This window comes from Cupriavidus sp. SIMBA_020, from assembly GCF_046535395.1.
Classification (GTDB): domain Bacteria; phylum Pseudomonadota; class Gammaproteobacteria; order Burkholderiales; family Burkholderiaceae; genus Cupriavidus; species Cupriavidus campinensis.
This window is the reverse complement of record NZ_JAWRWU010000148.1, coordinates 1-369: the sequence shown is the minus strand read 5'-3', so window position 1 is coordinate 369 and position 369 is coordinate 1. Positions and strand designations below refer to the sequence as shown.

At 66.9% G+C, this 369-nt stretch carries 1 protein-coding gene; it reads left to right on the top strand.

Translation table 11 applies throughout. The features are described 5' to 3' along the window. The coding region (locus SB751_RS28565; RefSeq protein WP_410748861.1) for a hypothetical protein at positions 1 to 369 on the top strand (369 nt) is incomplete at both ends.

Below are 369 nucleotides of genomic sequence, written 5' to 3'. Positions count from 1 at the left end.
GCTGGCGCTGTCGTGGGCCGACCATCTGCGCCAGATCCGCGCGCCCGTCGCCGTGGTGCTGCTACTCACGGTCGCACTGGTGCTGATGCTGCTCTCGCTGCTGCGTTACTGGAACCGGCGCGTGCTCGCGCGCACCTATGGCGAGGCCACGCGCGCGCTCGAAAACGAGTTGCTCAATCATCTGCTCGTGCACGCGACGCCGATCGGCCTGTGCATCGTGCGCAAACGCGACTTCGATATCGTCATCGCCAATCAGATCGTGCGCAACGTGCTCGGCCTCGACACCCGCGCGACGCGCCTGCCCGCCGCGCTCTGCCTCGAGTTCGAAAAGCATCTGCCCGCGCCTGTCAACGAAGGCACGGCCAGCAC